Origin of the sequence: Microcoleus sp. N9_A1, assembly GCF_036701795.1 — a bacterium.
Classification (GTDB): Bacteria; Cyanobacteriota; Cyanobacteriia; order Cyanobacteriales; family Microcoleaceae; genus Microcoleus.
This window is the reverse complement of the sequence record NZ_JAUBRI010000010.1, coordinates 142,659-154,463: the sequence shown is the minus strand read 5'-3', so window position 1 is coordinate 154,463 and position 11,805 is coordinate 142,659. Positions and strand designations below refer to the sequence as shown.

At 48.0% G+C, this 11,805-nt stretch carries 4 protein-coding genes; all 4 read right to left on the bottom strand.

Translation table 11 applies throughout. From position 1 onward, the window contains the following. Positions 1–66: 66 nt before the first annotated feature. Positions 67–1,398, bottom strand: coding sequence for a response regulator (locus QUA58_RS07290; protein ID WP_333393491.1), 1,332 nt, complete (start codon positions 1,396–1,398; stop codon positions 67–69). A gap of 105 nt (positions 1,399–1,503) precedes the next feature. Beyond that, on the bottom strand, positions 1,504–5,634 hold the full coding sequence (locus tag QUA58_RS07285) for an ATP-binding protein (RefSeq protein ID WP_333393489.1): 4,131 nt from the start codon (positions 5,632–5,634) through the stop codon (positions 1,504–1,506). A gap of 550 nt (positions 5,635–6,184) precedes the next feature. Continuing rightward, positions 6,185–6,580 carry a response regulator gene (locus QUA58_RS07280; protein WP_333393487.1) on the bottom strand — a complete coding sequence of 132 codons (396 nt, stop codon included), beginning with the start codon at positions 6,578–6,580 and terminating at the stop codon, positions 6,185–6,187. 15 nt (positions 6,581–6,595) lie between these two features. Further along, entirely contained in the window at positions 6,596–11,716 is a 5,121-nt protein-coding gene (locus QUA58_RS07275) for a PAS domain S-box protein (protein ID WP_333393486.1), read from the bottom strand. Positions 11,717–11,805: the final 89 nt, after the last annotated feature.

The following is an 11,805-nucleotide window of genomic DNA, read 5'->3' as shown; positions in this document are numbered from 1 at the left end:
CTGTCAACTGTCAACTGTCAACTGTCAACTGTCAACTGTCAACTGTCAACTGTCAACTGTCAACTGTCAACTGTCAAATGCTTTAACAGATATCGGAATCTGAAAAATTAACTCTGTCCCTCGACCCGGAGCAGAAATACAACTGATTTGACCTCGATGTTTTTCCACTACAATATCGTGACTGATTGCCAACCCTAATCCAGTACCGCGGCCTACAGGCTTCGTAGTAAAAAATGGGTCAAATATCTGGTGGCGCACGTCCTCACTCATCCCGCAACCGTTATCGGCAATGTGAATCACAACGGATTGATTGTTTCGAGTGACTAATTTTGAATCGTGATTGTGCAGCGCAGCTTCTGACTCAAAACCTACTGAAGTGCTGATGGTAATTTTTCGGGGAGAAGGTTGAGTTTCCAGGGCATCAATAGCATTACTTAGCAGGTTCATGAACACCTGATTTAACTCACTGGCGTAACAGGTGACTCTTGGCAGTTGGCTGTAGTTTTTAATGACCTCTATCTCACCAGCTTTGTTTGCTCCCTTTAGCCGATGTTGCAAAATAACTAAAGTATTGTCAATGCCTTCATGAATATCCACTGGCTTGTACTTTTGTTCGCCAAGGTGGGAGAATTTTCGCAAAGACATCACAATTTCGCTAATCCGAGAAGCACCCTCTGTCATCGAATTTAGCAGTTTTGGATAATCCTCTGCGATGAATTCGGGTTGAATCTCGTCCAATTCGCCGATAATTTCTGCAACGGGGTGGGGGTAGTAATGTCGGTATAATTCAACGAGGCGAAGCAAATCTCGTGCATACTCCGCCGCTAGAGCAATATTGCCGTAGATAAAGCTGACGGGATTGTTGATTTCGTGAGCAATTCCTGCCGCTAGCTGACCTAAAGAAGCCATTTTTTCCTTCTGTATTAACTGAGCTTGAGTTTTCTTTAGTTCAGTTACGGTTTGTTCGAGTTCCTTGGCATAGGATTGTGTTTGTTGGAACAACTGGCGCTGGACGAGTTGATTTGAGACGCGGGCGAGAACTTCTTGTTCATGAAACGGTTTTGTGATATAATCTATACCACCAACTTCAAAGGCTTTGACTTTATCTAATACTTCATTCAAAGCACTGATAAAAATAACGGGAATGTCCTTGGTTGTGGGAGAAGCTTTCAATGCTTGGCAGACTTTGTAGCCGTCCATACCGGGCATCATGATGTCCAGCAAAATCAAGTCAGGAGGAGTTAACTCTATCGACCGCAGCGCTAGTTTTCCGTCGGGTGCGGTGCGTGTTTTGTACCCTTGCTGCGAGAGTATTTGAGCTAAAAGTTGCAAATTAGCCGGAATATCATCAACAATTAAAATATTCCCTTTTAAGGCGGGAGTTGGTTCGGAATTCATATTTATTTCGGTAAAATAACCTTTATAGGTTTGTAGTGAGTACGATCGCCCTCATAACACCCCATCGGACGATCGTACTCACTACAAACCTATCTCATATCCTTATTATTTTGGTTCGGGATGGATGAGAGCTAGTATTTGATTGAACTGAAACTCGTTAGCCAATGCGGCTAGAGCACTAGCTAAAGCGTCATTGCGATCGCGAATTAGTTCAATTTGAATCAGAATTAACTCTAAATCGCACTCAATTGTGGCTTTCTCTAAAGCTGCCAGCCAATCTGCGGGTAAAGCTGCAAGAGTCTCTGGAGTCGGAGCCTCGATTTGACTTGACTCGGGAATACTCTCCGGTTCATCGTAAATGTAACGCACTCCCAGATGTTTGTGCAGGGTGGCAAAAATTTCTGTATCTCGAAAGGGTTTGTGGATAAAGTCATCGCAATTATCTGATACAGTAACGGTTGGCGCTTCCTCGGCGTTACCGGCACTCACGGCAATTATTGCCGTAGCTTGACCTTTAACGGTGGCTTTAATGCGTTTGGTCGCTTCATGTCCATCCATCACGGGCATCCACATATCCATAAAAATTAAGTGTGGCTCAAAACTCGACCACATTTCAATAGCTTCCATGCCATTGCTGGCTTCTTCGAGTTCAAAGTTAAAGCCAGCGAGGAGTTTGATCAGCAGTTGGCGGTTGTCCGATTGATCGTCCACAATCAAAATACGATAGCGTGGCTGGTTGCGTTCCAGCGCTATCACCCGACGCGGTGGCTGTACGGGTTGAGTCGCCGGGGCATCAACGGCGCTGATGGGGATATCAAACGCGAAGGTGGTGCCGCGTCCAACTTCACTGCGTACAGTAATCACGCCGCCCATCAGCTTGACAAACTGTTGGCTGATAGCCAGCCCCAAGCCTGTTCCTTGCTGAGATTTGGTTCCTGTTTTGGTTTGCACAAAGGCTTGAAAAAGTTTATCTAACTCATCAGCAGCAATGCCGGAACCCGTGTCTTCTATTTCAAAATGTAATTGGTAATTACTGATTGGTACTTGCTGATTTTCACGGTCTATAAATGCACTTACTGTTAACCTAATTACTCCTTGTTTCGTAAATTTAATGGCGTTAGAGAGGAGATTGATTAAGACTTGGCGCAACTTAAGTTGATCGGTTTGCACGTATTCGGGAACTTCGCTAGAGCAGTCAAATATTAACTGCAATTGTTGCTCCATTGCCTGGAGTTGAAACATCTCTTCCAGATCGTTTAACAGGCTGCTTAATTGAAAGTCTGTTGGGTTGATTGTAATGCGTCCCGCCTCTATTTTGGCTAAATCTAATATTTGATTGATCAGAGCGAGCAAGTGTTCTCCGCTGCGGTTGATAATGCGGATATTTTCCTGTTGTTCGCGAGTGAGGTTGGTAGAGCGCTGCATCAATTGGGAGAATCCCAGAATTGCGTTTAGCGGGGTGCGAAGTTCGTGGCTCATATTTGCCAGGAAAGTGCTTTTGGCAAGGTTGGCGGCTTCTGCGGCCCAGGCGGCTTGTTGGAGCTGTACTGCTTGCTGTTGAGTGGCTTCGAGCAATTGAGCTTGTTGTAAGGCGACTCCCAATTGAGTGCTAATTTGCAGCCCAATATTGATTTCTGCTTCGCGCCAAGTGCGGGGTGCAGAATTTTGATAGCTGGCGAGCAAACCCCAAAGTTGACTGCCGCAAAATATGGGAAAAATAACGTAGGCTCTAGCTTGAAATTGTTTTAAAAGTTCTAGGTAACAAGGACTCAAGCCAGCGCTGTATATGTCTTCAATTATGCGGTAAGGAACGCCTCTAGCATACATACCACCTTGATTTCTTTGTAGATAGGTATCCAGCACTGGTGTACCGCCGGCTTGCATAGTTTTCACGGTACAGCGAGAGTCTTCTACGAAAGTTTTTGGCAAATTAAGATCGTCGGGTTTTTGCATCAAAGATATCCAGCCCGGAGCCATTGATTCGGCAACAAATTCCCCGCTCCAATCAGGATTAAAACGATAGATGCCGACACGATCGCACTTTAGGGTTTGTCGCAGTTCAGAGGTTGTGGTTTTGAATATTGTATCAATATCTAAGGACTGACGGATGCGATCGATCGATCGGGCGATGGCTTGTTCTCTCTGTGCGCTTTCTCGCAAAGCGGACTCGGCTTGTTTGCGCTCGCTAATATCTAAGACAGTGCCGAACAAACGGATCAACTGCCCTTTTTCATCATAAACAGGTTTCCCTCGGACTTCAATGTAACTGAGCGAGCCATCTCTTCGGATCAGCCGCAGATCGATTTCAAAGCTTTGTCCCTTCATCGCTTGATCGCGCACCATTGCCAGATAGCGCGATCGATCTTCTGGATGAAAACGCTCGATTAATTGTTCACTGGGCAGCGGTTTTTGAGTCGGATCGAGCTCATAAATGCGATAGAGTTCTTCACTCCAAGTGGTTGTTGCTGTGGCGATATCGTGTTCCCAACTGCCAATACGAGCAATTTTTTGGGCTTCCAGCAGTCGGGATTCCGCCAACTGGCGATCGCTAATGTCGCGCGCTACCCAAACAGCGGAGCTATCGGAAAGCGGCGAAATTTTAGCAGCAAACCAAACTTCTTGGTTATTAATCGGCAGACTGTAATCAAAACTTATAGTTTGTTGGGTTTCCAATGCCTGTCGAACTTGAGCAAAATAAATCTCCTTCCTGGCCTCATGAAAAAATTGTTCGATGATGGAGTCGATCTGATTCGTCTGATAGTTGTATTGAAAAATTCCCTTAGTGGGTATAATTTGGATGGTTTCTTCTTGAAGATCAAAAATCAATACAATATCTGTAATCGACTCAAATATTTTCACAAATTGCTCAGTAGAAGTGTAAAGTTTTTGTTCGAGCAATTGGCGATCGGCAATTTCATATTGTAATAGTTCGTTAGCACGAGCTAAGGCGCCGCTACGTTCGGCCACTTCGGCTGCTAAAGTGTGATTGTAGTCAGTTAATATTTTTTCTGATTGTTTGCGCTGTGCGATGTTATAAAAAGCATTGATGGCATAAATAATGTTTCCGCCTTCGTCAAAAATTGGTGTGGCGCGCACCTCAAAAGGAATAAATTGCCCATCTCGATAAAGTTCTACATCTTCAAGGAATACCGTTTCACCGCGCAGTGCTCGGAATGCGGGCAGTTCTTCAGTGGGATAAAGCTGGTTTTGGCGGTAGATTTGATAAACTTCTACTGCTTCTTCTAAAGTCGCATCGGGAATAGTTTCTACGCCGAGCCAATGCTGGGCAGTGTGGTTGAAGTACACGACTTTACCCGAGGCATCGTGGATAGATACTCCCGCAGGTATGGTTTCGAGAAAGTGCTTGAGTTGGCTCTCTCTTTGCGCTAAAGCTTCATTTAAAGATTTTTGGTCTGCAAAAGCCTGTTGCAGTTGCGCTGTCATAAAATTAAAGGAATTGGCGAGATCTCCGACTTCATTCAAGCGTGTAATTTCTAAAGGTTGATCCCATTGTCCTTTTGCAACATTTTTGGCGGCGGTATTCAAGCGCATAATTGGCTTTGTTACCCAACGGGAAGTCAACAATCCGATCGCACTCGCGATCGCCATCGTACTGGCACACAACCATAATGTATTGCGCGTATTTGCTTGAATCGGAGCCATGAAATCAGACTCTGGCACCACCACCACAATCAACCAATCCAAGCCACGGATATCTCGATAGGGAGTGACGCGGACAAACTGCCTATCGCCCTTGCTCGCCAGGGTAAATTTCTCGGTTGTTTGCAACGTGCGGAAGTTGCCAAATCGGTTGGCGAGTTGTCGAGCAATATCTCGCGTTCGGGCATCCTTGCTGTTGGTGGCTAGCAATGGCGTCGGTGGCTTTTTTGTTGGCGTCACCAAGGGTGTTTCTAGTGTGGATGTGGCAACCAGATTGCCCGATCGATCCATAATAAAAGTTTGTCCTGAAGCCGAGAATTGCAGCCTGGTCAAAAAAGTGTTAATTGAGGATAGCCCAGAATAATCCGTGAGGCGATCGCTAATTCGTTCTCCTACTTGTTCGATTAGCTGATGCGCTAGATCCTCGACTGATTCCTGACCACTTTTGAAAGAAAGATAGCCCACTAGCCCAACTACACTTACCGTTTGCAAAACAAACGGAACAATCAGAACCGTTCGCAGCGGCAGCTTGCTGAAAAATTTGGCGGTTAGGCGGTTGAAGTGATAAATGGGCATGGGTGTAAATCAATTGCGCTGATCATCCTATTTTAACTGCTTTAGCGTGCCTTTCCCGGCAATTGGCGCGCCCTAAAAACTGTGAAATTTTCCGCCCGGTTCAATATAGCCAACTACGGTTCACTTAAGACAGATCCCCCCTAACCCCCCTTAAAAAGGGGGGGGACAAGAAAGCTCTCAAAGTCCCCCTTGCTTTCGGGGGATTTAGGGGATCTCCGGGGCATAAATAGTGTTAAGTGAACCGTATTGCAATATAGCCAACTACTCGCGAAGATTGGACGCGGATGCGAAAATTTGCTTCTGTCAGTTGGGTTTCTAGCTGTTGGGAATTTGATTTATTTTTACTGGGAAAAACTGCGATAAATTTTCTAATTACTTTGTGTGTATCGGTCATCATGTTGTTAATTAAAAGCCAGCGGGGGCGGGTTTATGAGATTGTAGATTATGGGCAATTATTATTGGTGAACCCGTTCCCTACAAGATTTAAAATCATACAAATCCGAATCAAACGGCAATGATCTTATTTGTGCGTTCATCGAACCCGATCGCCCTAATGCAAATTTGTTAACTTGGCTAAAACGGCGGCGAAGAGAGCGGGATCGATCGGCTTTGTTAAGTGTTCGTTGTAACCAGTGGCGATCGCCCGTTCTCGGTCTTGTTCGCTAGCATAAGCTGTCAGCGCCACAGCCGGCAAGCGCTTAATTTTGTCGGATTCGGACGATCGCACTTTGCGGATCAGCCAGTAGCCGTCCTCAACGGGCATACCGATATCGCTGACTAAAATATCCGGCGGCGACTGCTGCAAAATGTCGATCGCCTCCGCAGCCGAAGCAGCCGCCGTCGCAGTCGCCCCGCACTGTTGCAGCGCCAGCATCAAAAACTGGCGGTTGTCGGGTTCGTCGTCAACTACCAACACCTTTAAACCAGTCAAAATACCCGGAGGCATTGGATCGGATTTCCTTTATCCTCTCAACTGCCGCTGCTTACTACGAGGCTGTTTGAATGGCAGTGTCACCGTAAATGTCGCACCCTGGTCTTTACCGGGACTTTCCGCAGTCACAGTGCCCCCGTGGAGTTGCACCAAGTGCTCGACGATCGCCAATCCCAGTCCCAAACCGCCCTCAGCCTTAGTTTTCGAGGCGTCTGCTTGTCGGAAGCGATCGAACACGTAGGGCAGAAAATCAGCAGGAATGCCCTTTCCAGTATCGCTGACAGTAATTTGCACGTAATTGGGTGATGAGGAACCGCTAACAGCCACCGCAGACAAGCACAGTTCCACATTTCCCCCCGAAGGCGTAAACTTGACGGCGTTACTCAGCAAATTCCACACTACCTGCTGCAACCTCTGGGCGTCGCCCCACATCAAGCCGACTGCAGGGTGAAGTTCTAACGAAACGGTGACAGACTTGGCCTCGGCTGTCAAACGAACTGAATTATGAGCCGCCTCGATCGTCTTTACCATGTAGAACCAGCCGGGTTTCAAAGCCAGCTTGCCTTGAATAATCCGGGAAACGTCGAGCAAATCTTCCACTAGCTGGATCTGCACCTTCGACTGACGCTCGATGGCTTCCAAACCGCAAGCTAATTTATCTTGGTTGTAGGGGTGGGCGCGCAGGATCTGTGCCCACCCCTGAATCACATTTATAGGCGTTCGCAATTCGTGGGAAAGAGAGTCTAGAAACTCGTCTTTCCGGCGGCTGATAGCTTCTGCTTCCGCCCGCGCGGTCTGTTCGCGATCAAGCAACTGAGCGCGTTGGGTCTCGATTTGCTTGCGATCGCTGATGTCGGCAATGATCGACATACAGTTGATATTGCCGTTGCTGTCGCGGACTGGAGTTGCCCACAAACTGATGTCGATCAACCTGCCGTCTTTCCTTTGGCGCTGGGTTTCCATGCCGGCGATCGCCTTTCCTTGGCGAATTCCTTTCAAATTAGCCGTGAATTCCTCCCGCTTGTCTGCGGGAACGCTGGGCACAAATTGACCTACGGCTTCTGATTCATGCCAGCCAAAAATCCTCTCGGATGCTGGGTTCCACATTTTCACAGTCCCGTCGTCGCAGTCCAAAACGGTAATTGCTAGGGGACAGGCCTGAATCAAGGCTTCTAAAGTTTGATGGATGTGCGATCGCGCTGCTTCTGCTTCTTTGCGATCGGTGATATCGACGTTCACCCCGATCATCTGCAGAGGCAAACCGATCTCGTCCTGAAACACCTTAGCCCTGCAAGCAATCCAGCCCACGCTTTTGTCCGGGCGGCAAATGCGAAACTCTATGTTTAATTCCTCCCCGGAAGCCCCCGCAGCTTGCACCTGCTGTTCGGTAACAGTGCGATCGTCTGGATGCACCATTTCCAGCCAACTTTGATAGCTGTCTAAACTGCCGCCCGGCAGCCCGTACAAAGCCTCTAACTCCGGCGTACAGGCGACCTCGCCGGTTTGGATGTTCAATTCAAAAGTTCCGATTTTGCCTGCTTGCTGAGCGATTTGCAGCCGTTCTTGATTGTTTTTGAGTTCTGCTTCCACCCGCGATATCTCGGTTAAGTCGATGTAGAATGCGACGATCGTCTCTGGTTCGCGATCGTCCGGGCACAAAGTCGTCCCGCCCATCAGCATCGGCACGCGGCTGCCATCTTTGCGGATGTACTCTTTCTTGAAAGGAGTTGCGACTCCCGACGCCCGCAGTTCTTGCGTCGCCCTGGCGTCGAGGTGCAGGTATTCGGGGGGGGTCATCCTGTCCCACCGCATTTGACCCGAGAGCACGTCTGAGCGGGTGTAGCCGACCATGTTGAGCAGGGAGTCGTTGGCGTAGGCGATGCGGCCGGTAAAATCGCCGATCGCGACTCCGAAAATATTGGACTCTAACAGCCGCCGGAATAAAGCTTCGCTTTGCTGGATTACCCGTTTTGCTTGCTTGCGATCGGTAATTTCGGCAACCACGCTGCTGACTCCCAACAGCGTTCCCGATTCATCGCTGACCGGGTAAAAGCTGACTTGCCAATCCCGCACAACTCCCGGCTGCTGCAGGGTTGCGGCCTTCATTTCCAAGTCGAGCACGGGGTTTTTCGTCGCCAGCACTTGCAGGTAAATCGGCTCTACCATATCGGCGATTTCCGGTATCGCTTCTCTGATGGTGCGCCCGAGGTGATCTGCGATCGTGCGGCCGTTGATCGCAGCGAGGCATTCGTTCATCCGGATGTAGCGCAAATTGGTATCGACAAAGCACAGCCCGACCGGTGTGGTGTTGTAAACTAAGTCGAGTTCTGCTAGTTGGCGGCGAATGCGAATTTCGTTTTCTCGGAGCTGGTTTTGGGCTTGTTTGCGATCGGTGATATCGAGCACGAAGAACGAGCCTCTGTCGGTGTATCCTTGCAAGTTTCCACCGCCGACTAAAACTGGGAAGCGCGTGCCGTCTTTGCGGAGGTATTCTTTTTCAAAAGGCGCGCAACTTCCTTCTGCTTCGACTTGCGCGATGGCGATGCGATCGAGTTCTAGATATTCCGGCGCCGTGAGTTCGAGCCAGCGGATATGTCCCGAAACTAAGTCTTCCCTCGTATATCCGATCATTTCCAGCAAGGCGTCGTTAGCGTCCGTAACTTCGCCGCTGACATCCCAGAAACCGATGCCGATCATGTTAGATTCTACCACGCTGCGGCAGCGCATTTCGCTTTCCCGCAAAGCTAATTCTGTTTGTTTTGCTGCGGTAATATCTGTGATAATTAGACCTGCTCCGATTATTTCTCCTTTTTCATTTTTGACTGGGTAGTAGTTGGCGAGCCAGTAGCCTAAATCTCCCGGTTTCCCATGAGTTTCGCCGCTAATTTCTACGTTTAAAACAGGCTGACCGGTTTCTAAAACTTGCTGAATTATCGGTGTGAACTTGGCGGCGGATTCTGGCAACAATTCCCGGAAATCTTTACCGAGATGCTGTTCGGCTGACAAACCGTTGAGTTCTGCTAAGACGTGATTGATGCGGATGAAGCGCATTTCGCGATCCAGAAAGCAAATCGCTAGGGGAGATGCTTCTAATAGCGAGTCAATTAAGGCGAAGGATTGCGATGTTTGAGATAGTGCTTCCTGCGCTTCTGTGTAAAGTCTGGCGTTGTCTAGGGCGATCGCCACGCGATATGCTAAATCTTCTAGCATTGCCATGTCTTCTGCACTGTAGCGGCGGCCCAACTTCGAGGTAAAGCAAGTGATGGAACCCATTACCCGCCCGCGCGCCTTCAGCGGTACGCAAGCGTGAGAGCCGAGATTGAGCGATTCTTTACGGGATAGCTTCGCTTCACGCAATATTTCGATTTCTGCTGCATTTTCCGCTCCTGCTGCTAAAATCTCCTCATCCACTTCGGCAATTAGTTCGGATTTTCCGCTGCGAATTACCAGCGGATAGCCGTTAACAGCATTGTCGGCGCTCAAACTTCGGATGCTGAAGTTATTAATAGTCTCAACCATAGAGGGTTCTGCGTGAGCTGCAGCGACTAGACGCACTTTTGAGTCGGTTTCGGTCAAATGAATGCAGCACCCGTCCGCGATCGAATTTATTGCTAATTCTGCTACCTTTTGCAACACCGTTTCCCCGTCAAACGCAGCAGCCAACATTTTGCTGACTTCAGCTAAAAATGCCGAGCGCTGCTGTTCTATTTCCGCTTTTTCCCTTGCTGTTTGCTCGATTGTTAACTGCAATCTTTGAGTTTCCGCAAGTTTTATTTCTGTGATATCGCGGGCGACAATTAAGGCTGATTCTGCGACGCCTGCTTTGTCAAATTCGGGAACTATGCGGGACTGATAACTTCGGAGGCCGCTGGTTGACAATGCCTGAAATTCGATGATTTCTTCTTGACCCGTTTCTAACACTTTGTGCACGGTTTCATCCCACATCTGGCACAGTTCCGGCGGCATTCCTATTTCTTGACTGGTTTTACCCAGGAAGAATGAAATTGGTTTTCCTTGGCTTCTTTCAACTGCTTGATTGACATACATATAACGCAGTTCTTTGTCCGTGCGGATAATGATATCTGGCGTATTTTCTAGCAGCGTTCTCAGTTGCTGTTCGCTGCTAGCCAAAGCTGCTTGCGCTTGTTGTCTTTCCGTGACATCTCTCACCGTGCCCACGTATCCGATGAGTTCGCCGGAGTCGGAGAACATCGGCGAGGAACAAACGTTAATCCAGCGGACAATCCCCTCTGCTGTTTGCAGGCGATACTCGATCGCATATTCCCCACCTTGCCGAGTATAATCCAGCCATCTGCTCAATACGCGATCGCAGTCTTCCGGGTGAATGCAATTCTCCCAGCCGTCTCCTAAAAGTTCTGTCAAACTTAAGCCGCAAATAGCCTGACAGCGAGGGTTTGCATAGGTGTAGCGCCCCTCAAAATCTGCCATAAAAATGCCGACAGGCGAACAGGAACTCAAACAGCGAAATCGTTCTTCTTGAGCTTGCAGAGCTTCTTTAGCTACTGTCAGTTCTGCTGTGCGCTGTTTGACGCGGTTTTCTAGCTGAGCGTAAGATAAAGCAAGGGCTATTTCTGCTTCTTTGCGCTCAGTAATATCGATGCCAGTTGCTATCACATATTCCACCAAGCCATTGCCATCTAGGGTCACAGTATTAGACCAACAAATTAAGCGCTTATCCCCGTTCTTAGTGCGCCAATAGTTTTGATATTCGCTGTAAAAAGTTTCGACTTTGAGCTGGGTAAAAACTGTTTTCACTGGCTCTATTTCTTCGGGGATTAAGAACACATCCCAAACAGATTTATTGATGACTTCTGCTGTCGAGTAGCCTGTAGTTTTTTCGCAAGCTTGGTTAAACCGGACAATCCGTCCTTGGCTGTCGATAACTACAATCAAGCAAGCCGTCGTGTCAATTACTTTGGAAATAATCTTACGTTCTATTTCTAGTTCTTGTTCTGCGGACTTTAAGCCAGCATACCAAGCGCTAACCATTGCAGCGGCCAAAAGTAAGGTTGCAGGAGCTGCCTGGAAGGAAAACAGTAACAGAGTTGTCAGCAGTAAAGCCGTGCCGGCACTAAATGTAGCAATTTTGTAAGATTTAATGGGTAAGGGCAAGACCTGAAAGCGACTCATTTTTGTTGACCTGTAGCGATGGCGCGATCGCACTATTGCTTATGTCGATGAAACAACCGTGTGAAAATTAACTTAAAACTAAGTATTTA

Excerpts from the sequence above, each read along its gene's own strand:
- QUA58_RS07280 (WP_333393487.1), bottom strand. The coding sequence starts at position 6,580 with ATGCCTCCGGGTATTTTGACTGGTTTAAAGGTGTTGGTAGTTGACGAC.
- QUA58_RS07290 (WP_333393491.1), bottom strand. The coding sequence starts at position 1,398 with ATGAATTCCGAACCAACTCCCGCCTTAAAAGGGAATATTTTAATTGTT.
- QUA58_RS07275 (WP_333393486.1), bottom strand. The coding sequence starts at position 11,716 with ATGAGTCGCTTTCAGGTCTTGCCCTTACCCATTAAATCTTACAAAATT.
- QUA58_RS07285 (WP_333393489.1), bottom strand. The coding sequence starts at position 5,634 with ATGCCCATTTATCACTTCAACCGCCTAACCGCCAAATTTTTCAGCAAG.